The organism is Methylophaga sp., from assembly GCF_048266885.1.
Classification (GTDB): Bacteria; Pseudomonadota; Gammaproteobacteria; order Nitrosococcales; family Methylophagaceae; genus Methylophaga.
The window spans coordinates 1-24,322 of sequence record NZ_JBLWYR010000026.1 but is presented as its reverse complement, the minus strand read 5'-3'; the positions used below and the strand labels follow the sequence as shown (position 1 = coordinate 24,322).

Sequence of the window (24,322 nt, the reverse complement as noted above, 5' to 3'; positions counted from 1 at the left end):
GCATCGTTCTCCTTATCATTTCATACATTATTTGCAGCTTACTTTGCCGAGGCTGTCTAAACCACCTTTAAAACCTCTTAGAGGTGCTTCAGCAACTATTTTATTATCGTTATCAACCAACAGCAGAATCTGACGTAATTGACCATTCTCACGGAAATTGGCGTTATCGCCTTTCTGACCATCAAATACCAGATCCGTTTTAAGATGATTCAACATAAACTTCGCATCATACTGCATGGTTTGCACCACCGAATCGGCAATCATTTTGGTACCTGCCCAACCAGCCCAAGCCTCATCAGTCATCGCTTCACCCTGATTTTTTTCAAACCGGTTATTTAACTGACTTGCAGCAAACTTTACAAAGTCTTCATGCCAACTCATCACTTCAGCAGGTTGATCAGGATTCTTCTCTTGCCATTGAGCTAACGCATCAGCCCGCATTTCATTGCTCGGAGTGATATGGAACAAATTAGGCAAGCACGCTTCGCGTAGTTCATCTGTACGGGAAATTAGATTAATGACTGGAGTGGTTGCAAACTGTTCTGATTGTGCGACTTTCATAATGAAGTCGTCATCTTCAGCCAATAATAATGCTGTCTCTACTTTTGTTGATTCAAGTGCATCAGGTTCGACAACTTCAATTTGATATTTCTGTCCTAAGAAACCGCCCTGCAAATTTGCTTCTTTAATACCTTGCTGTACACCTAGCCAAACCTGTCCCTCAGTCGGGCCAACATAATGCATAGTAACGTCAATCTTATTTGCCATGCTCAATTGTGGCCAGACAAAGGCCAGGAATATGCCATATTTTGCTACATGATTCATTCATCTCTCCTTCCGTTATAATTCCATGTCCAAGATACGTTCTTAGATAAATTAGACAATCAGAAAAATCCTTAATGACTAAGGAATTTATCCTAGAAGCCTCTCGCAACAAACAGCCTTTTCCTTTAATATCATATAGATATGAAAAAAACCGGCAATCCAACCCTCATCTAAAATTCAAAAATGGTTTATTACAACCACCTTCACTTAACGTCTAACTGAATTTTACTCAAGATTTCTGCCCAGAGGCCGCTACTTATTTCACTAGAAACAGAGTGAGTGCGATGAAAAACAAATCACTGGAATTAGATCTGCGGCAGATCATGCAAGGACTCGAGGAATTTGCCACCTTTATGAGTTACAAAAGTAACTATGAAGGATTACGCATCCTCAAAGTTGAAACTCATCATGAAAGTGATCCCCATTTAAACAACGATAGCCAACATTCAGATAATGTTATATCTATGGATAAAGCCCGTATAAAACGAACGGATTATCTAGATATTGTTCCCGTTAAAAATTACCAATAAAAAAAGGCCCGCATTAGCGGGCCTTTTTTATTTTAGACTTGGCTGCCATCAGGATTGACTTCACCATCTTCATCTTTTTCAGGCGGCAATAAATCTGCCTTAGTGACTCCCATCAATAATACAGCCGTACCGGCAACATAGATGGATGAATATGTACCCACTAAAATCCCTATTAATAAAGCTGTCGCAAAAGCATGAATTACCTCGCCACCGAATACAAATAAAGCTACAACGACCAGTAATGTCGTCATGGATGTCATTATGGTACGACCCAAAGTTGCATTGATTGACGTATTAATCACTTCAATTGGTTCCGCTTTACGCATCTTCAGAAAACTTTCGCGGATCCTGTCAAATACCACAATGGTATCGTTCAACGAATAACCTATTACAGCCAAAATCGCTGCCAAAACCGTTAAATCAAAATCAAGACGGAATAACGAGAAAAATCCAACGGTAATAATTACGTCGTGAACTAGCGCGAGCACAGAAGCAATCGCAAATCGGTATTCGAATCGAAGTGCCACATATATCAAGATACCGATCAAGGCATAAACCATAGCCAGACCACCATCCTCCGCAAGTTCTTCACCTACTTGAGGTCCAACAAATTCAACCCTTCTGACTTCTATTGCATCTGTCTGCTCGGACTGTAATAAAGCGACAACCTGGTTGCTAAGCTCGGCCATATTTTCGGTTTCGATAACCGGAAGACGGATAAGCACATCTGATAAAGAGCCAAAATTTTGTACCAACGCCGTTTCAAAACCACCTTGTTCAAGCGTTGTTCTAACTTCACCCAGTTCGACGGCCTGTGGATACCCAAGCTCAATCATGGTTCCACCAGTAAAATCGATTCCAAAATTCAAGCTGTTCGTTACGATTGAATACACTGAAACCAGCAACATTATCGCTGATAATGCTAAAGCGAATTTACGAATTCCTACAAAATTAATGTTTGTTTCTTTGCTCAATAAATGCATGATACAAGCCTTAACTAAATCGACAGTTTTGGTCGTTGTTTATGACCATAAATAAGGTTGATCACCATCCGAGTGCCAACGATTGCAGTAAACATTGATGTCAATATGCCCAAGGTGAGCGTGATAGCAAACCCTTTAATTGTTCCAGTACCAAAACCAAACAAGACTATCGCTGCGATCAATGTCGTGATGTTTGCGTCAGCAATAGTGGAGAATGCTTTAGCATAACCGGCATCGATACTGGCTCTCGGGCTATTGCCCAACCTCAGCTCTTCACGAATACGTTCAAAAATAAGCACATTGGCGTCAACCGCCATACCTACTGTCAATACAATACCGGCAATACCCGGCATGGTAAGCGTTGCTTGTAACATGGACAGCAAAGCAACGATTAACACCAAATTGGCGGCTAAAGCCAGATTAGCAACGGCGCCAAACAAGCGGTACCAGACGATCATGAACACTAACACCAATGCAAAGCCAATCATCACTGAAGCAAAGCCTTGGTTAATATTTTCCTGTCCAAGACTAGGACCAACGGTACGTTCTTCAACAATATCAATTGGCGCAGCCAAAGCCCCCGCACGAAGCAATAATGCTAAGTCACGTGCTTCGGTGGTACTGTCTAAACCGGTAATTTGAAACTTTTTGCCTAACTGATCGCGGATAGTCGCAACACTGATAATTTCAGGGAGTTGGCGACGTACGCTGACTTCCTCTCCATCAATTATCTGAGTTTCTATTTTCGATTCAATAAACACCACTGACATCGGATTACCGATATTGTCGCGGGTAATATTGCTAAAGATTCGGGCACCTTTACCATCTAATGTTACGGACACCGCTGGTGAGCCACTTTGGCCGTCTATCGTAGAGGAGGCGTTAATGACATGTTCGCCTGTTAACATCACACGTTTGTTTAACAGATACGGTCTGCCATCACGATGATAGAACAATTCCGAATTAGCTGGGACTCGACCGTTTAACGCGTCTTGAACATCATTTTCAAAATCAACTAAACGAAATTCCAACGTTGCCGTTGCGCCGAGGATTTTTTTCGCTTGTGCCGTATCCTGAACACCTGGCAACTGAACCACGATCCGATTTTGCCCCTGTTGCTGCACAGTAGGTTCAGAGACACCCAATTCATTAATACGATTACGTAAAGTAGTAATGTTTTGTTGCAGCGCAAGTGTTTGCGTTTCACGGACTATCGCTTCATTTAACGTAACAGCAACTGTTGGGCGATCTGCGTCTTCATCAACGATGGCATTAAGCTCGGTGTGTTCACGATTGATTTCTTGAATGGCGGCATCAAGATCCGCTTGTTCACGAAATCCAAAGGTCAGCACCCCATTCTCGACATTGACTTGAGTGTATCGAATGGTTTTATCTCTCAGTAAGATACGGATATCACTGGCATAACTTTCCAGTGTTTGTTTCAACACAGTATCCATATCCACTTCCATCAGGAAATGGACACCACCGCGTAAATCCAAACCAAGATTCATTGGCTCAGCACCCAGTGAGCGTAACCATGATGGGGTATTGGGTGCTAAATTTAGAGCGACAACATAATCATCCGAACTTAAACTTTGTTGAATAAGCTCACGTGCCTTGAGCTGTTCATTTGCATCACTAAAGCGAATTAATAAACGATTTTCTTCAAGTAAAACACCTTTATAAGGTATCTCAGCTTGTTTAAGGGTTGACTCAATTTCATTAACTAATTGCAAGTCAACGCTGTTCAGTCTTCCCGCGGAAACCTGTACAGCAGGATCATCACCAAATAGATTTGGCATAGCGTAGATAATGGCAATAACGATGACGGCCACGACCAAGAGATTTTTCCAGAGGGGATATCGGTTCATCTTAAGATCCAGATGTCAAAAAGGCTGCTCTCTGGCAGCCTCTTCACATTTACAGTTTTTTCAATGTGCCTTTAGGAAGCACTGAGTTGATTGATTCACGACGTACTTTAACTTCAACAGTTTCGGCAATCTGCAGATTGATTGCATTGTCGTTAATATCGTTAATTTTACCCATCAAGCCGCCATCAGTTACAACTTCATCACCTTTTGCCAGTGATTGTTGCATGGTACGGTGGGCTTTAGCGCGTTTTTGCTGTGGACGAATCAACATCACGTAAAACAGCACTAATAAAATGATTGGAAAGGCAAAATCCAGCAAGCCTGGTGATCCGGCTGATGATGCCGCAGTTTCAGCTAAAGCAGGTGAAATCAGAAAATCCATCGTGTTCCCTCTAAACTGGCAAATAAAAGACAGTGATTATGCCACAGCAAACTGATCGCTGATAGCCAATTAACTCAATCAGCACGATCCTGACGCATTGCATAAAACGTCTGGCGAAACTGTTGAAGAGTCCCAGATTTGATAGCCTCTCTCAGTTGCTGCATTAAGCGCTGATAATAATGCAAATTATGAATCGTGTTCAGACGTGGGCCCAGCATCTCACCGGTACGATCCAGATGATGCAAGTAGGCACGGCTATAGTTCTTGCAGGTATAACAATCACAATAAGGGTCTAATGGCCCCGTGTCCGTTTTATGGCGACTGTTACGAATTTTGATCACACCCTCATGCACAAATAAGTGGCCATTTCGTGCATTACGCGTTGGCATCACACAGTCAAACATATCCACACCAAGAGACACAGCCTCAACTAGATCTTCAGGTCTTCCCACCCCCATCAGATAACGAGGCTTATCGGTTGGCATTTTGTCACTAAGATGATTGAGAATTCGCAGCATATCTTCTTTCGGTTCGCCTACCGATAAACCACCGATGGCATAACCATCAAAGCCGATATCTGTCAGTCCTGCTAAAGATTCATCACGTAACGCTTCATGCATACCGCCCTGCACGATACCGAATAATGCAGACGGATTGTCCCCATGGGCTGCTTTACTACGAGTAGCCCAACGTAACGATAAGCGCATTGAAGTGGCCGCCGTTTTTTCATCAGCAGGATAAGGCGTACATTCATCAAAAATCATCACAATGTCGCTGCCTAAAGCCCGTTGTACTGCCATGGATTCTTCAGGTCCCATAAAGACCTTGTCGCCGCTGACAGGAGAGCGGAAATGCACGCCTTGCTCGGTAATTTTGCGCAAATCCCCAAGACTGAAAACCTGGAACCCACCCGAATCGGTCAAAATGGGTTTATCCCAACGCATAAAGTCATGTAAGTCGCCATGTCTTTGGATAATATCGGTGCCGGGACGCAGCATAAGATGAAACGTATTGCCAAGGATAATTTCTGCTCCGGTAGCCTTAACCTCTTCCGGCGTCATTGCTTTGACAGAACCATAAGTACCTACGGGCATAAAAGCAGGTGTTTCAATCGTACCCCTAGCAAAACTTAATTGTCCGCGACGGGCTAATCCGTCTTGTGCAGATGTAACAAATTTCATTGCGTTAACTCATCAAAAATTGGCGCACAGGATAGCATTATCGTCGGCAATCAAGTTAAATCAGACACAAATCCATGCCAGTTAAGGTAGGATCACTATTCAAATTGTTAGTGGAAATCAGCATGACCCAATCGAATATTATCGTTGCACTGGATTACCCCGATGCAGATTCAGCATTCAATATGGCTGAACAATTAGATCCAGCGCGATGCCGTCTTAAAATTGGCAAAGAATTGTTTACCCGCAGCGGCCCAGAAATTGTAAAAAACTTGCAACAAAAAGGTTTTGATATTTTCCTGGATCTGAAATATCACGATATCCCTAACACGGTTGCCAAAGCGTGCGCGGCGGCGGCAGATTTGGGCGTTTGGATGATGAATGTTCATACGCTGGGTGGCCCAGCAATGATGTCTGCAGCACGTGAGGCGATTGGAAGTCATCGTGATGCTCCATTACTGATCGGTGTTACATTGCTGACCAGTATGGACCAGGATACATTTGACGCTATCGGTTTACAGGGAACCATCCCGGAAACCGTATTACGTTTGGCGGTGATGGCGGCAGATAATGGTTTAGATGGTGTGGTTTGCTCGGCTCATGAAACCGCTATGCTAAAAACAGAACTTGGAAGCCAGTTTCAATTAGTGACCCCTGGTATAAGGCCAACAGGAAGCTCCAAAGGCGATCAACACCGCATCATGACACCTGCACAAGCCATACAAGCTGGTAGTCATTATTTGGTTATTGGACGTCCTATTACTGCCGCAGCTGATCCAATGCAAAAATTGATTGAGATTGAAAACGAGTTACGCTAAATAAAAAAACCCGCTAAAAGCGGGTTTAGTTTTTTGGATAAGTACTTTACAAACTTCTCTAGACTTTAAATTTGCCTGAAGCATCTTGGAGTTGAGCAGATAGACCGCTAAGTGTATCCACTGCTTCTGAGGTTGCGCGTGCTCCATCTGCCGTGTGATCGGCAATCTGGCTAATATTAACAATACCGCGATTGATATCTTCGGCAACTGAGCTCTGCTCATTAGCCGCATTGGAAATCTGCGTACTCATTTCGTCCATTGTTGAAATCATTGCGGTAATACTGTCCAAAGCGGAACCGGCACTTGCCGCTTTTTCCACACTGGTCTTAGCACTTTCGCGACTTTCATTCATGACTTTTACTGCAGCACGTGCTCCTTGTTGGAGGCGTTCTACCATCTCTTCGATTTCGTGAGTTGAAGACTGTGTTCTAGCGGCCAATGTACGTACTTCATCAGCTACCACGGCAAAGCCTCGGCCATGTTCGCCTGCACGGGCGGCTTCGATAGCGGCATTTAATGCTAAAAGATTGGTTTGTTCAGTAATGCCTCGAATAACATCGACAATAGCACCAATATTACCGATATCTGCTTCCAATTCACTTAAAGTAACAGCAGCTTTTTCAACTTCACTGGCTAACGTATCGATTGAGCGCATTGTTTCCAAGACGACTTGCTTACCTGCTTTTGCTTCATTATCGGCATTACGTGCCGCTTCGGCGGCATTGGTTGCGGTACGAGCGACTTCTTGAACTGAAGCAGTCATCTGATTCATTGCCGTAGCAACTTGATCAGTTTCTTCTTGTTGTTTCAGTACACCAGTAACCGTTTCTTTGCTAATAACGGTCATATTTTGTGTTGCTGTATTAAGCTGACTGACCCCACCGATCAGGGTGTGAACCAAGTTAGCAACATTTTTGCGGGCACTGTCCAATTCAAATGCCATCCAACTAAAATCGCTTTTCCCAGAGATAGCAATTTTTTGGGTAAGATCGCCTTTTTTAATGTTCTGAATACCATTAACGAGTGTTGTGGCACGCTTGTCACCAAACCGCCCTATGACATGTGCCATAAACATAATGAATGCACTACCAATAACCACAAATCCAGCAACCAGCTTGAGTTGTTGCATAGAGGTAACGGCATTAAGTTCCATGTAAAACATCATACTTGCCAGTAGCACTAATCCTATAATGCCAAAGCCTGCAACGATATACATGCGTTTTCTCAGCGAATAATTCTCTAACTTAAACACGCCGTTCTCTCCAATCTAAGTCCATCATTATTATAATTATCATGCAAATACACTCACACCAACACTATTATCTGCTGAAATATCAGATTGATGTGGGGCTTCACCCTCAATATCGTCCATTTCAACTATAACTTGAGCCATATTTTTACCATCTTGTAATTGTTCGTCTTGCTCTGACCCTTGTGAAGACTGCTGTTGATGGCTGACTTCAGCATGATTCAGTGCCAATCCATTTTCAGCAAAGCTCTCACGTAATCTTGGCAGTGCCTGCTCTAAAGCATCACGAGCTGCGGCATTCGAGGCAATGAAAGTGACATTAGTCTGTTCATTTTGCATGCTCAGTCTCACTTCAACCGGCCCGAGATGCGCCGGGTTCAATCTTAACTCGGCTTGTTGAACTCCTTCCCTTGCCATCCACACTACTCTACTGCTCATTACTCGACCCCAAGCAGCATTATTTAATTGCGGCTGAATGTCCAATGATAAAGTAGGGCTGGCAACACTGGTAGCACCAGTTACTGGAGTTGCCGCACCCACAGTCGTCGAAAATACCAAAGGATTACTCAACTTTGTGGCGGAACTTCGCTCGGTTTCAGGCTCTAATTGACGCATGGAGGCAATGACTTCTGCACTTACTGTATTAGCTTGTTGTGGTGTTTGAGCAGCGGCTTGCATCATCGATTTAAATTTTTCGGTGGCTACAGCTTCGCCGCCCTCACCAGTTTGTTTTTGTATTGCTTGTAATATGTCTGCACGAATTGAGTTTGTAGAACTTTCCGCATCAACATTAATTGGTTTCGTCACATCCATCACGATAGGCTGTGGGATCGGTTTATTCTCAACTGAGCCTAACTCGGGTGCTTTCTTTGCTGTTGTAGCCTCAGTTAAAGGTGTAACCGAGATTATCGCCATTTGATTGGCATCCTCTGTGACTTTCGATGCTTGTTCAACATCGGACTCATCGGCCTCTACATCAGTCTTATCTGAACTTTTATCGGTTGTTTCTGACGGCAACTTTTTGCCGTCTTTAGATTCAGTCTTTTCCGCTTTCGTGTTTTTTTCCGCTTGCTGAGAATCTGGTTTGGAATCAGCTTTAGTTGCTTTGTCTTTTTCTGGCTGCTTAGAGTCATTCACCCGACGATCAAGTTCAGAAGCAAAGGCCTCACTATCTTTACTATTAGCAGCTGATTTAAGGGCTTTATCTGCATTATTGTTGTTGGCAACATTAATGGAAGGTAGGGTCAGCTGTTGCGTCATTTTTTTTCCTTAAACTCTGATTACCAGCATACATAGCGCTGTTTGAGTATTAATTAGCAATGGCTGTGCCAAACTTGAGATTTCATAGATAAGGCTTTTGCGTTATCACACTTATAAGTTGTGTGAGCGCTTGTGTTTGTTGAGATAATTGATGACTAATTTGCTCAATGCTCTGCCGGTTTTGGTTGTCCTTTGCCAGAACATTTTGACTCAATTCTGTTTCCAATTGTTGGGCAAGAGCGATACTTTTAGTTAACTGTTGCTGTTGTTGCCCAGACTGAACTTTCAATGGCTGCAGTAATTGACTTAACTGCTGATTTAGGACGCGTATTTCCATAGCAAAATCGCGTAACTGGCGCGCTTCTTCTCCAAGCTTTGCTGCCTCAACAGTGCAATTCAGAGCCAACAGACTAGTTTCAAATACCGCATCATCTATTTCCTGCAGCATAGTGGTTAAGTGACTGTTTTGCGACTGAATATCATTTAACACCTTTTCAAGCACCGGTAAAATATTACGAAATATCGGCGGTGTTTCAGTTATAGCTGGTATTTTTGGCAATTCTGACGCGTCATTCATGGTCAGATTTTGTGGATAGCATTCAAGCAAATAACCTTCGGCATCATCGTTTTTATATAAAACAGAAATGGTTAATCTCAAATCAATTACAGCGTTGTGCAAATCAATGCTTCTTGGTAACTGATCCAGTTCATTAAACCATTCAATCGGAAAGGGTATTTTCTCTGCAAGGTCATGCACTGAATATCCAACCACTCGATCAAAACTGATAGCTGGGGATAACTGTTGCAGAATGTTTTGGTGCTCGTTTAGCAGGCTTTCAGCGGCGGCGTTGAGATAACGAACGACCAAGTTCATATCTAAAATCATCATGGGGGTAGCCGTTTGGGCAACAGCTAATGATGTAAGTACATACTCTGGTGTAGCATTTTGATTAGTGTGATAAACCGTTAATGGCTCAGCAATGTGTACGACTGGGGTTTGCATCAATTCTGCTACATATTCGAGTACATTCCGCCAAGCTTGTTGTAATTTATCGGTCCACTCTTGATCTGCAAACTCAGCCAATACGGACAACCAGTTTTCAGTAAACATCTCATAATGCGAAGCTTCGACACCGTATTGTTGATGGCGAACGCCCAGACCTTGCAGATAGTCCTCAATCATTTCTGAATCACGTAAATGCTGAATCAACAAGACCATAGATGCCAGCAATTTTTTATGTTGACCTTCGATGGTAACCGATTTGAATAAAGGCCCAATCTCAGGGTATTCAGAAAACAAGCGTTGGTAAAAGCGCTCAGCTAAAGCATCACTAAAACTCATCAACGAAGCAAAGTTATGCTCAACAAGAGCAATATCCTGCTCATTCAAACCAGCCACGCCATTTTGATGATGTTGTAAAGCATTTTCAGCCATCAGTCTGCTCTTCCCATCAGCAAATCGTTAGCTAACGATTGGTAATCCGCCGGATTTGCTGACTCATTATCGTATATCACTGTTTTTAGCACCCGCTTCGGAAAATATTGTGTTAATAAAGTACCGAACTGATAAGCAAAATCATTGCCATCCGGCAATCTATTTAAACAAAGCCATAACCGTAATGAGTCTGGTCCCAACTTTGATACCCGCTGCAAAACAGGTAACATTTTTATCATACCGCGTAATGCTCCGTGTCCCGCAGAAACCGGGATTAACATATCTGTTGCAGCCAACACCGCATTAGTGCCCAACAATCCAGAGAGCGCTGCGCAATCTATCAGAATAATATCTGCATCTGCTGGCATTGTCGAAGTAAGTAGTTGCTTCAGTTGTACGCCCATATTAATTGAGGGTGTTAGTTGATCGTACAAAAAAAGGTCTGGACCAGAGGCTATTAGCGATAGATGATTGGTTAATGAGAGGGTTACTTCACTTATAGAAACATCATTTTTCAGCAACCTATCCATACCGCTTTGGGTTTCCGGCACACCGAATTGTCGACTTAAATCAGCTTGGGGATCCAGATCAAGCATCAAAACTCGGTAACCCATTTCTGCCAGAATCACCCCTAAATTCGCGGTGATGGTGGTTTTCCCAACATCATGCGTTTGATTCATCACCGCAATGATGCGCTGAGTTGCGTGCTCAGCCATAGCTAATCTGATTCCTTTATCAATTGCTCAAATAATGTGCGGATATCAAGCAATTGAATTGTTTGTGACGCATTTTCCAACACGTTTATTAAACATGGATGACTTGGGTTTCTTGATGCCATTTCAGCCAGTTCCACTTTATTTATTACATTGGCGAGATCCGTTACACACAGTACTAACCAACGCCCAGGGTCCAATGGATGGCGTAGCAAAACTCCTAAAGTAAACGGTTTTTTAGATGCTGGATTTCCAACGTTTATCAATTCATTAAGATTAATGACCGGTACTATTGCATTACGAATATGTACAACACCTGATACCCAATGAGGTGTTTTGGGCAAAGGAAGTATATTTTCCAACGCTGAGACACAAATAATACTTTGAACGGGCAATGCATATTGCTGATCATTGATAACAATCAACTGATAAATATCCTTATCCGAAGGCGATTCAACCGTCATTTTTGTTATCACCTAAAAGCTGAAAAGCTCCAAATAACTTGCTGGGATCGAGTAATAAAGCCAAGTTTCCTTCAGGTAATACGGCTATTCCTTTAATACCATCTATATGACGATAATGGGTACGGAGGGATTTGATTAACAACTGTGTTTGTTCTGCCATACCATCCACTAGTACAGCAAATAAGGTGTTTTCAGCATTTAATAACAAAATAAAAGCAGATTCATTTTCTGTTTTGTTAGCTGGTAGCTGAAGGAATTTGCAAATATCAATCAACGGAACTTGACGGTTATCATCAGTAATAAACCACTGTTTGCCACGTTGCCAAACCAATCTGTTGCTTTCCATTGCAAAGCTATCCAACAAATTGATTAATGGCAGCGTCATCGTTTGTTCGTTTATTCGAATGATTTGTACATCAACAAGAGATTGTTGAATAGGAATGTAAATTGTAAAGCAGCATCCTTTACCTTGGCTCGAAACCAACTCAATTTCCCCACCCAAATCGTTGACATGTTGTTTGACTATATCCAGCCCGATACCTCTTCCGGAAACAGCATCTGCTGATTTTGATGTAGAAAAACCAGGACGGAAAACCCATTCGCTGAGTTGTTGATGAGTGACAGCAGTAAACTCAGTATTGATGCCGATCTGCTTTGCTTTAGCGACAATCTGCTGTTCAGATAACCCACTACCATCATCACTAAAGCGAATCACTAATTCTTCATCAATCTGTTCGGCCGAAATGTGGATTTGCCCACCTATCGGTTTGCCTGACTGTTGACGTTGCTCAGGGGCCTCTATTCCATGAGCCAGAGCGTTACGCAATAGGTGCGTCAAAGGATCCATCAATGCATGAATGATCACGCTATCCAATTCAATGGGAGCAAGCTGCATATGCAATTGCACTTGCTTATGAGTTTTTTGTGCCAGATCAAAGGCCATACGGGGCAACCTGGCAAAGGCATCCGCAAGAGGACGCATGGTAATGTTGAGCAATTGCTGTTGCAGGAGTTGCTGTTGCCGCTTCATCGCTTGATTACGACGCGATAGACGAATCTTATCAGTTTGATTTAACTGGTTGGTAAGCGCAATAGCTTGTTGTAGATTCGATTGTAATGTTTGAGAGATAGTGAGCAACGCATCCAAATTGGCTTCGTTTAATTTGTAGCGTGTTGGCTCTATAACTCTGTCAGATTGTGTTGAAGCCAACACATCTATAGTCAGATCGCAGATGTGCTTTACCCATTCGAACTGGGCAGCCAGTTGTTTATAGTCAAGCTCTGCTTTTAGAGTGATTTGCCAACGTAGGTAACATTTGAAAGGATCAAAATCGGCAAAATCCGGTAACTTATCGGTAAAAACTGAGACTTTGATTGGCCCCATATTTCGTAACGCTTTGAAAATACGTAAAGGATCATGGCCATTTTCGAAGAATTGCGTATGAGGTGTGAAATCAATTTGCCAAACTGATCCGTTTATTTCCTCAGTGAGCTTTTGACTGCTTGAATCAAAAGTAGGCTGGCCTAGATTTCTCAGTATCGCAAGACAATTTGTCAGTCTTTCAGCTTGGTGCTCCGGGATTACTTCATCCTTGCCTAGAAGCTGACGACAAAAATCCATCGCCATTAACAGTGCGTCACTTTCTTGCGTTTTGAGCGGCCGATCATCTACCAAAACACTCTCTATAGCATGGCAAACTTGTGCTATTGGTTCATGACCAAAACTGGCGGCAGTGCCTTTAAGTGAATGTAATAATCTGCAAGTTTCTTGCTGGTGTTTATTTCCGGTTACTGGATCGTGTAACGAAGTTAGTACCCACGCTTCAATTGTACCTAATGTTTCCAACGCCTCTTCGCGAAAAGCCGCTGTTGCAGAAGACAATAATGAAGGATTCATTGGGTTAAAAATTAATTCAGTAAAGAATTAACTGTGCTGACCAACTGTTCAGGATCAAATGGTTTTATTAGCCAACCACTAGCACCCGCATTTCGTCCAATTTGTTTTTTGTCTTCATCTGTTTCTGTAGTTAACAACAACACAGGGGTAAACCGATATTGTGGCAGTTGGCGAAGCATAGTGATGAATTCAGGTCCAGTGACTTGTGGCATATTAAAGTCACTTAAGATCAAATCAAATTGCACTTCTGAAACCATTTCAAGCGCTTGTTTACCGTCGTCCACACACAACACATTATGGCCTGAGTTCTGCAAGATAATTTGCAGCATTTGTCTCAACGAAGGCGAATCATCCACCACTAAAATCATGGCCATCTTAGTTTTTCTCCATTGTGTTGGACGCTACTGATGTCTGTTGCTTTTCCATCGTAAAAGGTAATCCTGACAAATTGAGAGCCTGCTGAAAACTTTCGCTCAGATCAGACCAAATCACTTGTATATCATCATGTTGCGCCTGATGATGAAATTGATAGAGCAATTGCAGTGCCGCAGTGTCAATTTTTTGTAAGCGGCTTACATCGATAAAAACACTATCTCCAGCCAGTAATGCTTTTAAACAAAGCAAATACCAAGACTCAAGTTGAGTGATGCTTAATTGCTCTCCACAATCTAGTTTGGTCGTTGTATTAATCATATTTATGGCTTTTCAATTAACGTTTTTTTGCCGTAACACAACAAAGCAAGACACATTTATCCGCTTTAATCTTTGTAAACCTAACATTTCATGAAATTTATCGCTTGAAAAGACAAATGCAGAGACTGTGCCAGTATCTATTTGTGTTTGCGAGCCCAGAGCATTGCAGTGTGCTCATCAGCAAACCGTTGTTCTTGTTTTTGCTGCTTTTGCTCTGCTTCATTTTGATAACGCTCTTTGAGGGATTCGATAGAACGTTGTTTGTTTTTAGCTTGCAGCCATAGCTGCTGTTGTTTTTGTGTTTGAACAAAACAACGTTCAACATGGCTCTGTTGCATTCGTATAGCATTATCTAACTGGGCAAGAAACGATCTTAAATCAATTGCTTTACGGGCACTCATCTGTAAAGCATCACCCTGACGAAATTGTTGCAGGTATTCTTCACGATAACGGCGTAAATCTTCGAGCTGATGTCTTTCCTGCTCAAGCACGTTATTGGCCTGAACCAAGATTTGCATGGCTTTATCCGTCTCACGGCTCGCCATTTCAATGACAGGTATTAGTTTGGTTGCCCGGGTCATGTCATTTTATTATCCGTATCCATCTCATTAACCAACTTTAAAATTTGCGTTGATCTGCCGCCATTAGTTGCCCATTTAACTGCTGCGTGTTGTTCATTTGACCAAAAGACAGTTTTTGTAGCGACTGAAGGCTCATGTTCCAATCATGCGCTACATGCATGTCTTGTTTCAACATCGCGGATAATGCCGGAAAGCGATTAATGGCTTCATCAATATGCCGATCACTACCAGCTTGATAGGCACCAATCGTTATCAGATCCTGATTCTGCCTGTAGGTGGCGTAAATTTGCTTAAATTGCTGGGCAAGTTGTAAGTGTTTGGCATCGACCACTTGCGGCATGACGCGACTGATCGAGGCTTCAACATCTATAGCAGGATAATGGCCGGCTTCGGCAAGTTGTCGTGATAACACAATGTGTCCATCGAGAATGGCGCGAGCTGCATCTGCCACAGGATCCTGTTGATCATCACCTTCGGTTAATACAGTATAAATTGCTGTAATTGCTCCACCACCAACTTCACCACTTCCCGCACGTTCAACAAGTTGTGGTAATAACGAAAACACTGAAGGCGGATAACCTTTGGTGGCGGGCGGCTCACCAACCGCAAGGGCAATTTCACGTTGCGCCTGAGCAAATCGCGTCAGCGAATCCATCAACAATAAAACCTGTTTGCCCTGATCGCGGAAATATTCAGCAATACTGGTCGCTAACATGGCTCCATGTAATCGCATTAACGGTGAATGATCAGCTGGTGAAGCGACCACCACAGCACGTTTCAAGCCTTCTTCACCGAGAATATCTTCTATAAACTCTTTAACTTCCCTTCCCCGCTCACCAATCAAGCCCACTACAATCACATCTGCTTCAGTAAAACGGGTCATCATGCCCAATAAGACACTTTTGCCAACACCACTGCCAGCAAACAACCCCATCCGTTGTCCACGTCCAACGGTCAATAAAGCATTAATGGCACGCACCCCGACATCAAGGTGTTGTCTTACTGGGGCTCGGGATAATGGATTGACGATTTTACCGTGTAACGGAACTTTATCTTTTACCTTGAGCGGTCCACGTCCATCTAAAGGTTTTCCAGCACCATCAACAATTCGGCCCAATAAGGCATCACCTACGGGCACCTGGGAATCACTGCGAATAGGCCTTACCCTGGCATTAGGCACAAGACCACGAATATTGCTGGTGGGCATCAAATAAAGCGTTTCATCATGGAAACCAACAACTTCCGCTTCGACGGGTTCACGGCCTGGAGCATAGATTTCGCAACGACTGCCAACTGATGCCTGAAAACCGACGGCTTCCAAAGTTAATCCCACCATTCTCGTTAAGCGTCCTTCAACAGTAATGGGGGTTTCATTGTCGGCTGCTAAACGCTCAAAATGCTGTTGCATTCGCTGCTGTAAAGGCATTGAACGATTAGTGGAATCAGCTGGATTCATAATTATTTTCTTGACTCAATAAGCGTGAAATCAAATTATTGAGTCGTGTTTCCACTGAGGCATCGATAGTGGTATCAGCAGTAACTAATTTTACTCCGCCACGGCTAACGAGAGGATCTTCATACCATTGCCAGCCAGTATCCTCATCTAGTTTCAAGCCCGTTTTGACCAGTTCCATATCTTCTGGATTTAGATACACCTTAAGTTGGCGATCACTAACAGGTAATACAGCCAATGCTTCTCTAACTGCTGTCAACACAAGCTCTGGCCGTTGGCGAATTTCTTGATAAATCATTTGCCGCGCCAGCAAACTAAGCATAGAGAGCAAATCCTGCTCGACCTGCGCATCAACAGCTTTAAGGGGGGAATTAAGATTATCTATTAACGACTGCCAGTGTTGGGCTTGTTGTAAAATATCGGCTTCACCCGCTTTTAAACCTGCCTCATGTCCTTGCTGATAACCTTCATCATAGCCAAGTTTAAAACCTTCTTCTTGGGCTGCCTGCTGAACCGCTTCTAACGCTTCAACAGTGAGTGGATTAGTGTTCTCAGCTTCAATATCTGAGACCGATACCATTCGGGGAACTTCCCAGCGCTCATATGCATTAGCCAACTCTTCAGCTGATAACACATTGGCATGCTGGGTGGTAAAGAGATCATCAGATGAAGTCATCACCACCACCACCACTACCTAATGCTATATCACCCTTATCGGACAGCATCCGTGCGGTAGAAAGAATGGATTTCTGGGCTGCCTCAACGTCGCTTACCCGCACAGGGCCCATGGCTTCGAGATCATCGCGTAACATTTCTGCCGCTCGTTGTGACATATTTTTGAGAAACTTCTCTTTAAGATTTTCGTCCGCACCTTTAAGTGCTAATTGCAACTGATCGGTTTGAATTTCACGCATCAGTGTCTGCATACCACGGTCATCAACATCAATTAAGTTGTCGAATACAAACATCAGATCTTCAATGTTCTGACCCAGATCCGGTTCTGCTTCTTTAATTTTTTCCATGATGGCTGCTTCACGACTACCCTCAACAAAGTTAAGAATATCGGCTGCCGTTTTAGGACCACCAACAGTAGCCGTTTGACCACCGGCATTACCACTGAATTGTTTTTCCAAAATTTCATTAAGCTCACTTAGAGCTGCGGGTTGTACACCATCTAATGTCGCGACACGGAGCAAAATCGCCGCCTGATCCCGCTCTGGAAACATGCCGAGTACCTGAGCAGCTTGATCAGGATCTAAAAAGGAACAGACTATCGCGATAATTTGCGGATGTTCTAAACGGATGACCTCATAGATCGCTCGAGCATCCATCCATTTTAATTGTTCAAGCCCGTTGGTGTTACCACCGGAAAGAATTCTATCGAGTAAACCTCCAGCACGTTCTTCACCCAGGGCCCCCACCAGCATTTTTCTCACATAATCATGAGAGCCTATGCCCAATCCGGTCTCTTGTTCTACGGTGTCAACAAAGTTATCTAAAACGGTCTCAACTTCAACCCGTGTCACATTGGTCAGAGTTGCCATGGCCTGACCTATTTTCTGAACTTCTTTAGGCCCCATATGCTTGAGCACTTGGGCGGCCTCATCTTCACCGATAGAGCGAAGGAATACCGCAGCTTTTTCTGTGCCTGTTAATTTACGGGGTTGTTCGGCCATTATGCATCACTCGCTGCCCAGTTTTTAACCACTTGCGCGACTAGCGCAGGGTCCTGTTGTACTAAGCTACGTATATTAGTCAAATGCTGTTCAACGCGCTCAGAACCAGTCGTCAGTTTAGCAATATCCTCACCGTTTTTACTACTTGCCGACAAAACTTGCTCTGCGGTCATTCCATCAGTACTTTCGGATTGATTCGCTAGCTGTTTATCAGGCGATTTATTCAAATCCCTAAAGGCCGGACGAATCAAACCAAAAATCAAAAATAAGACAACCAAAGCCCCTAAAACTTGTTTACCCACATCCCAAACCCATGCTTGCTCCCATAACGGAATGCCTGGCAAAGGTTCGGCTTCGATTGGTGTAACAAAAGGTGCGCTGACCACGTTTAAACTATCACCGCGTGCCATATTGAAACCAATAGCATCCATAACCAATGTATTGATTCGTGCCATTTGTGCATCGCTCATCGGTGTTGTAACAACATTGCCTTCGGCATCTGTCGTGGTTGGTTCGTCGACCAGAACTGCAACACTTAACTTCTGAATACTGCCAGGGGCCAGACGACTATGGCTGATAGTACGATCTAATTCGAAATTACGGGTACTGCGGCGTGTACTAGATCCTGGAGTCACCGTTTCAGCAACAACCTCCCCATCTTCACCAACATTTTCCTGAACTGCTTGTTCCGGAGCAACTCCACCACCTGGAGGCTGATTGGCTAACGCACCTGGAACCCCCATAGGACCTAGGGCACCCACACGCTCTTCTTCTGCCAGTTGCTCACTGCGTAAAGCCGTGAGATCCGGGTTGTAACTTTCCTGAGTTTGTTCAGTGACGGTGAAATCAACATCAGCAACAACTTGAGCACGAACGCCATTCATTCCCACAATCGGTGTCAGAATGTCTTCAATACGGCTGATATATAACTGTTCAAGCTTTTGAGTAAATTCCAGCTGAGTATCACTTAACGCCATACTGCTATTGCGTTCAGGTTGGCTGAGTAAATTGCCGCGTTGATCGACAACCGTTACATCGCTACTTTTCATATTCGGTATGCTGGCAGCCACCATATGAGTGATTGCAGCAATATGACCACGTTCCAACGTTCTACCCGCATACAGATTCACCACAACAGAGGCGGTTGGTGGTTTCCGTTCGCGGACAAATACGGATTGTTTTGGAATCGCCAAATGCACACGGGCACTACGAACATTTTGCAATTCAGATACTGAGCGGGCCAATTCCTGTTCCATTGCACGTTGATAACGCGCCTGCTCGATAAACTGGCTGGTACCAAAGCCTTGTTCCTGACTGAGTATTTCCATACCTTGAGCGCTGCTGCGAGGTAAACCCTCGGCGGCTAAACGTAAACGTAAACCTTGTACATCTGACGCTGGAACGAGCAATGCTCCAGTGGTTGGATCTAATTTATAATCAATTTGCATCTGCTGTAATACAGTGGCAACCTCTGAAGATTCCTGAGCTTCCATACCTGAAAACAGCACCTGATAAGAAGGTGTCTGCGACCACATAAAAACATATCCGCCTACAGCAATACTGGCGGCAATAGCCAATAAAAACATGATTTGCTTGGCTATCGGCTGGCGAGAGATATTATTTTGCATCACCGCCAATGGGGTATTGGCAGCAAATGTATTGGTTTTCGTAGCAGGTGCATTTTCCATATTCAGGCTCTTCAGTTAAACCAACACCATTAAATCGACATTCTCATGACTTCTTGATAAGCCTCAATCAGCTTATTACGAACCTGAATTGTCGCATCAAATGCCACGCTGGATTTTTGTGAGGCAATCATCACATCGGTTAAATTCACATTGGGATCACCCAATTCAAATGATGTTCTTAACTGACTCGCGGTCTGTTGTGTTTCATTGACTTTATTAACGGCATTTTTCATCAAATCCGCAAAGTCTACCCGGCCACTGGACAAATTTTGCTCTGCCGGCAACGGCATCGCTTGATTAGCCTGAGTTTGCATTGCCCGCATTTGTGTTAATAACTGGTTCGGATCAATTGCTTTTATCATGGGTTTGTTCTCGCTTAGTATTTTTTATATTGTGCTTAAATAGTCTATGCAGGCTTCTTGCCAAATTTCCCGGGAATGGCAACACCTTGCTCTCTAAAGCGCGAGATCTTGTAGCGTAACGTACGTTCGCTTATGCCCAATTCTTTTGCTGACTCGCGGCGACTGCCACGATGCTTTGCCAGCATGTCGAGAATATGACGCTGCTCATGGCTGCGTAAATCATCCGTATTATCCACCAGCATATCCGGCTCATTTTGCTCAGTAATCGGCGACGGTTTTACGTCATCAGTACTTGGCTGTGTTCCTGCCATGGCTTCATAGGCAAGATCCTCTGCTTTAATTTGCGATCCGCTTTGTAAAATCAAAGCACGTTGAATGACGTTATCTAACTCACGCACATTGCCCCGCCAGTTATGCTGAGCCAATTTGATTTGAGCTTCTTTATCAAAATGTGGCGCCACTCTTCCGCTATGCTGGCAATGGCGTTCAAGAAGCTGTTGAGCCAATGGCACGATATCTTCAGGACGATCACGTAACGGTAACAGCTGCAAAGGAAAAACATTTAATCGATAGAATAAATCCTCGCGAAAACGTCCGGCTTTTACTTCATCTCGCAAAGTACGGTTGGTGGTGGCTAAGACCCGTACATCCAACGACAAGGTTTTTCTCCCCCCCAAACGCTCCACTTCACGCTCTTGCAATACCCGTAGTAATTTTGCCTGTAAAGAAATATCCATTTCGGTAATTTCATCCAGCAAAATCGTACCTTGATTGGCTTGTTCAAATTTCCCGGCATAGGCTTGTGCTGCACCGGTAAATGCGCCTTTTTCGTAACCAAATAACGTCGCTTCAAGCATAGATTCAGGAATGGCAGCACAGTTGATGGCAACAAATGGTCCGTCTTTACGCGGAGAATGACGGTGAATAAAGCGAGCCAGTACTTCTTTACCAGTACCACTTTCGCCATTAATCAAAACTGTTGCATCAGTTTCTGCCACTCGGCGAGCCAAAGCTTGTAATTCCACAGAGGATTTGGCGGCGGCGACCATATCGTCGCTGGCAGGCAGCATACGAACATAACGTTGCACACGTTGGAGCAAGTCATCAGCCTCAAATGGTTTCATCAAATAGTCACATGCCCCCTCATGCATAGCTTCTACTGCACTTTGCACCGAACCATAAGCAGTCATTAAAACCACAGGTAATGAAGGCAACATAGCCCGGGCTTTTTTCAGCAGGGTATGACCATCCATAGGCTGCATTTGCAAATCGCTCAGCAATAACCCAATCGGTTCATTGGCAAGTTTGTCTAAGGCTTTCTGACCATGATCAGTCGCTGTGACTTTGTAACCAGCCAGTTCCAGCGTATCGCATAAGGCGGTACGCAAATTGGCATCATCTTCTACCACCATAATCATTGATTGAGTCATGAGTGAACTCCTGCTTGCATTGTTTCTTGGGGCATATTCATCGGACGGTATAAGGGCAGGCGAAGACAAAATGTACTGCCAACACCTTGCTCACTATCGAGCCATAACAGACCTTTATGTGCTCGAGCAACGGATTGCACAACAGCCAAACCTAGTCCTGTTCCAGCAGAACGAGTGGTATAAAAAGGTTGTAGGATTTTGTCGTAATCGGCTTCAGCAATACCCACACCATTGTCCTCAACACTGATTTCAATAAAATCTTGCTGATCTTCTTCAGCATATTCAACGTGGATGGTTACTTTTCCCGTTTCTCCACAAGCCTGACGGGCGTTGTTGAGTAAATTGTTCAATGCACTAACCAGTGCCGGCTGGCTACCATAAACATAGCCATCATTGACGAGGTTAATTACTTGAATATTTAGGGATTCGCTTTCCGGTTGAGCACTAAATCGTTGTACTAACTCATCAATTAATTCACTCACATTGACTGGGGCAGTGCTATTCATATCGCCCCGAGAAAACGCCAACATATTTCGTACCAGCTGCTCCATATGACTCAAACTGTCGTGCAGGCGGCGGGCAAACTTTAGTTGCGTTGCCTGCTCAGTTTCAGGTTTAAGTAGTGGAGCTAAATATAAAGTGGCTGAGGAGAGTGGCGTGCGAATTTGATGTGCCAAGCGTGCAGCCATTTCTCCCATTGCAGATAAACGCTGTAAATGGGCGACCTTACGTTGCAGTTGACGAGTTTCTGTGACTTCCTGAAGCAGAATGATCTGCCCTGGTTCTTTATCTAATGGGCTAGTGGAAATATGTACCAAGCGTCCATCGGCCAATGACACATCATGTCCATCATCTTCCCTTGGTTTAAACGCGCGTTTAATGACATCAATCCAACGTTGACCTGTGAGAGGTTCGCCAAGCAGATTAATTGCTACTTGATTACAGTCTTGAACCAAACCGCTCCCATCAATCACTACCACACCACCCGGAATAACCGCTAACAAACTGCTGAGACGATCCGCGATACGACTCTCAGAAGAGGATGTTTTTGTGTTGCTAACCGGTGGTGCCCAAACAGGATTATTTTCTGCTAGCGCAGTCATTGGCCGTTTTGTTGGCCGCACTGGCTTTAACACTCTTGGGCTTTCAATCTGAGTTGTGGGATCAGGCCATTTCAGGTTCATTAATATTTGCTCCACTAAAGGGTTTTCCAATAGTGGTGTTGCAAATTATATGCCCTGTTTTTTATTTATTTAAAATCAACACCTTAAAGTATTTTGGTTTGTTTGCGAGTCAAAATACAGGCACTTAATTTAGTTTATTTCAATATCCCGATGAATACCGTATTTACGCATTTTCTCAACAAGTGTGGTACGTCGCATTTTTAATCTACCAGCAGCATGAGCAACTACACCCGAGGCTTCATCCAATGCTTGTTTAATAAGTAAATATTCCAAATTGGCCAGATGCTCCCTTAAATCCAAGCCATCCTCAGGGATGCTGTCCATTTTTATCTCCAGGTCATGGCTATTGTTTTGGCCATTTGATGACGTGGGAGATTGAGAAAAATTCTCCACAGGAGAAATTTTTAGTGAAGCTGCGGCCTCTGGTCGAGCAGAGATAGCAGCTGTAATAACTTCCGCCAACGGCTCACCTTCAATTTGATATTTCTCTGGCAGATCATCAAAGTCAACGGTGCCATAAGGATATAAAATGACTAACCTTTCCACCACGTTAGCCAGCTCCCGAACGTTACCAGGCCAACTGTATCGGCATAACGAGGCAATAGCTGCCGGAGTAAACCGAACGGCTCCACGGTTTTCATGTTCTATTCGCTGAATCAGCTCATGTATTAATAATGGGATATCTTCAGGTCGTTCACGTAATGCAGGCATATCAATAGGAAAAACATTTAACCGATAAAACAAATCTTCTCGGAAACGACCATCATCAATATGTGTTTCAAGGTTACGATGAGTAGCTGCAATAACCCTCACATTTGCTTTTTGTGTTTTATTGCTACCAACACGTTCAAATGTTCTTTCTTGTAGAACACGTAACAATTTGACCTGCATTGGTAAGGGCATATCACCAATTTCATCGAGAAATAGCGTGCCGCCTTCCGCCATTTCAAAACGCCCTTTCCGGGCAGTTATAGCACCTGTAAAAGCACCTTTTTCATGTCCAAACAATTCACTTTCAAGCAGCTCACCAGGGATGGCACCACAGTTGACGGGTACAAAAGGCTTTTCACGGCGTGAGGAAAAATAATGTAGATTGCGAGCAACCACTTCTTTACCGGTTCCAGACTCCCCCAGGATTAATACATTTGCTTCAGAATCTGATACCTGTTGAATCATTTTCTGAACACGCTTCATTTTTGTGCTATTTCCCACCAGAGAACGGAATAGCGGTTCGGTTTCTGAGGTGTTTTCAGCTTGGTTTTTATAAACTGAGGCTTGCTGTAATGCATTATTTAATTGAGGATATTTAACAGGGAAACGAAGTGCACCGATAGCGCCGGGGAAATCGCCAATCTCATTTCCAGGATAATCAAGGGTAAATACCGGGACTCTGGCCTCATGGTTAACCAGCTCGCGGAGTAATTGTTTAGTTTGGTTTAAGCCACCACAATCGCCCACCAGTGCCATTGCAATATCATTTAAATCAGCAATATTATCCAACCAACTCTCCATGTTTTCCACCACCACTGCGTGGCAGTTCACAAACGCAATAAGCGTGGAAAGTGTTTCTCGGCGTTGAGGGTCAATATCTATCACCAAGATATTACACACATTCATAACTGCTCCTGAAGACAAGATCACTCCGGAACC

At 43.7% G+C, this 24,322-nt stretch carries 24 protein-coding genes; 2 read left to right on the top strand and 22 right to left on the bottom strand.

Annotation, left to right across the window (positions count from 1 at the left end; translation table 11 throughout):
• Positions 1–27: 27 nt before the first annotated feature.
• Positions 28–825, bottom strand: coding sequence for a hypothetical protein (locus ACN0V2_RS11945; RefSeq protein WP_417551049.1), 798 nt, complete (start codon positions 823–825; stop codon positions 28–30).
• Positions 826–1,109: 284 nt separating this feature from the next.
• Between ACN0V2_RS11945 and ACN0V2_RS11940 the strand changes: the two genes are divergently transcribed.
• A complete protein-coding gene (locus ACN0V2_RS11940) occupies positions 1,110–1,355 on the top strand; it encodes a hypothetical protein (protein ID WP_417551048.1) in 246 nt (81 codons plus the stop codon).
• Positions 1,356–1,387: 32 nt separating this feature from the next.
• On the opposite strand, the gene secF is transcribed toward ACN0V2_RS11940, so the two are convergent.
• The 4 genes from secF to tgt form a co-directional block, all read right to left on the bottom strand.
• Positions 1,388–2,338: a protein translocase subunit SecF gene (secF, locus tag ACN0V2_RS11935; RefSeq protein ID WP_417551047.1), complete on the bottom strand. Its 951-nt coding sequence runs from the start codon at positions 2,336–2,338 to the stop codon at positions 1,388–1,390.
• Between the two features lie 14 nt (positions 2,339–2,352).
• Entirely contained in the window at positions 2,353–4,209 is a 1,857-nt protein-coding gene (secD, locus tag ACN0V2_RS11930; RefSeq protein WP_417551046.1) for a protein translocase subunit SecD, read from the bottom strand.
• Between the two features lie 49 nt (positions 4,210–4,258).
• Positions 4,259–4,591: a preprotein translocase subunit YajC gene (gene yajC / locus ACN0V2_RS11925; RefSeq protein ID WP_417551045.1), complete on the bottom strand. Its 333-nt coding sequence runs from the start codon at positions 4,589–4,591 to the stop codon at positions 4,259–4,261.
• Positions 4,592–4,665: 74 nt separating this feature from the next.
• Positions 4,666–5,772 carry a tRNA guanosine(34) transglycosylase Tgt gene (gene tgt / locus ACN0V2_RS11920; RefSeq protein WP_417551044.1) on the bottom strand — a complete coding sequence of 369 codons (1,107 nt, stop codon included), beginning with the start codon at positions 5,770–5,772 and terminating at the stop codon, positions 4,666–4,668.
• 122 nt (positions 5,773–5,894) lie between these two features.
• Here tgt and pyrF point away from each other — a divergent pair, with 122 nt between their 5' ends.
• Positions 5,895–6,587, top strand: a complete 693-nt coding sequence (gene pyrF / locus ACN0V2_RS11915; RefSeq protein WP_417551043.1) for an orotidine-5'-phosphate decarboxylase — start codon at positions 5,895–5,897, stop codon at positions 6,585–6,587.
• A gap of 58 nt (positions 6,588–6,645) precedes the next feature.
• Here the strand turns inward: pyrF and ACN0V2_RS11910 are convergent, their stop codons facing one another.
• From ACN0V2_RS11910 to ACN0V2_RS11830, 17 genes are all read right to left on the bottom strand, one after another.
• Positions 6,646–7,839: a methyl-accepting chemotaxis protein gene (locus tag ACN0V2_RS11910; RefSeq protein WP_417551042.1), complete on the bottom strand. Its 1,194-nt coding sequence runs from the start codon at positions 7,837–7,839 to the stop codon at positions 6,646–6,648.
• A 39-nt stretch (positions 7,840–7,878) separates the two neighbouring features.
• The gene (locus ACN0V2_RS11905; protein WP_417551041.1) at positions 7,879–9,096 is read right to left on the bottom strand and encodes a flagellar hook-length control protein FliK; all 1,218 of its coding nucleotides are present in this window, start codon (positions 9,094–9,096) and stop codon (positions 7,879–7,881) included.
• A gap of 82 nt (positions 9,097–9,178) precedes the next feature.
• Positions 9,179–10,531: a globin domain-containing protein gene (locus ACN0V2_RS11900; RefSeq protein WP_417551040.1), complete on the bottom strand. Its 1,353-nt coding sequence runs from the start codon at positions 10,529–10,531 to the stop codon at positions 9,179–9,181.
• Positions 10,531–11,247, bottom strand: coding sequence for a ParA family protein (locus ACN0V2_RS11895; RefSeq protein ID WP_417551039.1), 717 nt, complete (start codon positions 11,245–11,247; stop codon positions 10,531–10,533). The genes ACN0V2_RS11900 and ACN0V2_RS11895 overlap by 1 nt, the downstream gene beginning before the upstream one ends.
• 2 nt (positions 11,248–11,249) lie before the next feature.
• Entirely contained in the window at positions 11,250–11,708 is a 459-nt protein-coding gene (locus tag ACN0V2_RS11890) for a chemotaxis protein CheW (RefSeq protein WP_417551038.1), read from the bottom strand.
• Complete coding sequence (locus ACN0V2_RS11885) at positions 11,698–13,605, bottom strand: chemotaxis protein CheA (protein WP_417551037.1); 1,908 nt, start codon at positions 13,603–13,605, stop codon at positions 11,698–11,700. Before ACN0V2_RS11885 ends, ACN0V2_RS11890 begins: the two co-directional genes overlap by 11 nt.
• Positions 13,606–13,616: 11 nt before the next feature.
• Positions 13,617–13,979, bottom strand: a complete 363-nt coding sequence (locus ACN0V2_RS11880; RefSeq protein WP_417551036.1) for a response regulator — start codon at positions 13,977–13,979, stop codon at positions 13,617–13,619.
• 1 nt (position 13,980) lies between these two features.
• Positions 13,981–14,298, bottom strand: coding sequence for an STAS domain-containing protein (locus ACN0V2_RS11875; RefSeq protein WP_417551035.1), 318 nt, complete (start codon positions 14,296–14,298; stop codon positions 13,981–13,983).
• A 137-nt stretch (positions 14,299–14,435) separates the two neighbouring features.
• Entirely contained in the window at positions 14,436–14,879 is a 444-nt protein-coding gene (fliJ, locus tag ACN0V2_RS11870; protein ID WP_417551034.1) for a flagellar export protein FliJ, read from the bottom strand.
• A gap of 37 nt (positions 14,880–14,916) precedes the next feature.
• Positions 14,917–16,335 (bottom strand): flagellar protein export ATPase FliI, encoded by a 1,419-nt coding sequence (fliI, locus tag ACN0V2_RS11865; protein ID WP_417551033.1) that lies wholly within the window; start codon positions 16,333–16,335, stop codon positions 14,917–14,919.
• Entirely contained in the window at positions 16,322–17,008 is a 687-nt protein-coding gene (locus ACN0V2_RS11860) for a flagellar assembly protein FliH (RefSeq protein WP_417551032.1), read from the bottom strand. Before ACN0V2_RS11860 ends, fliI begins: the two co-directional genes overlap by 14 nt.
• Positions 16,995–18,008 (bottom strand): flagellar motor switch protein FliG, encoded by a 1,014-nt coding sequence (fliG, locus tag ACN0V2_RS11855; protein ID WP_417551031.1) that lies wholly within the window; start codon positions 18,006–18,008, stop codon positions 16,995–16,997. Before fliG ends, ACN0V2_RS11860 begins: the two co-directional genes overlap by 14 nt.
• Complete coding sequence (gene fliF, locus ACN0V2_RS11850; protein WP_417551030.1) at positions 18,008–19,696, bottom strand: flagellar basal-body MS-ring/collar protein FliF; 1,689 nt, start codon at positions 19,694–19,696, stop codon at positions 18,008–18,010. The genes fliG and fliF overlap by 1 nt, the downstream gene beginning before the upstream one ends.
• 29 nt (positions 19,697–19,725) lie before the next feature.
• A complete protein-coding gene (gene fliE, locus ACN0V2_RS11845; protein ID WP_417551029.1) occupies positions 19,726–20,058 on the bottom strand; it encodes a flagellar hook-basal body complex protein FliE in 333 nt (110 codons plus the stop codon).
• A gap of 44 nt (positions 20,059–20,102) precedes the next feature.
• A complete protein-coding gene (locus ACN0V2_RS11840; protein WP_417551028.1) occupies positions 20,103–21,488 on the bottom strand; it encodes a sigma-54-dependent transcriptional regulator in 1,386 nt (461 codons plus the stop codon).
• The gene (locus ACN0V2_RS11835; protein WP_417551027.1) at positions 21,485–22,672 is read right to left on the bottom strand and encodes a sensor histidine kinase; all 1,188 of its coding nucleotides are present in this window, start codon (positions 22,670–22,672) and stop codon (positions 21,485–21,487) included. The genes ACN0V2_RS11840 and ACN0V2_RS11835 overlap by 4 nt, the downstream gene beginning before the upstream one ends.
• A 129-nt stretch (positions 22,673–22,801) precedes the next feature.
• Complete coding sequence (locus ACN0V2_RS11830) at positions 22,802–24,289, bottom strand: sigma-54 dependent transcriptional regulator (protein ID WP_417551056.1); 1,488 nt, start codon at positions 24,287–24,289, stop codon at positions 22,802–22,804.
• Positions 24,290–24,322: the final 33 nt, after the last annotated feature.